This is a genomic window from Stenotrophomonas sp. SrG (assembly GCF_050031795.1).
GTDB classification, from domain to species: Bacteria; Pseudomonadota; Gammaproteobacteria; order Xanthomonadales; family Xanthomonadaceae; genus Stenotrophomonas; species Stenotrophomonas rhizophila_A.
In genome coordinates, this window is record NZ_JBNBBE010001397.1 from 1 (window position 1) to 235 (window position 235).

1 protein-coding gene is annotated in these 235 nt (G+C 69.8%); it reads right to left on the bottom strand.

Going from position 1 to position 235, the window contains the following annotated elements; all coding sequences use genetic code 11:
- Nucleotides 1–235, bottom strand: a 235-nt coding sequence (locus ACQG3P_RS24000) for an ATP-binding protein (protein WP_426806448.1), incomplete at both ends; no start/stop codon positions are given.

Below are 235 nucleotides of genomic sequence, written 5' to 3' on the forward strand. Positions count from 1 at the left end.
GTGGTGAAGAACGGGTCGAAGATGCGCTGCCGCAGGTCCGGCGACATGCCGCCCCCGGTGACCGCGAATTCCCCCCAGACGTCGTCGCCCGCCACGCCGGTGCGCACGGTGATGCTGCCGCGCTCGGCGATGGCGTGGCCGGCATTGCGCAGCAGGTTCATGTCGACCTGGTTGAGCTCGGACGGCAGGCATTCCACCCGCGGCAGGTGTCCGAACTCGCGGTGCAGCGTCACCT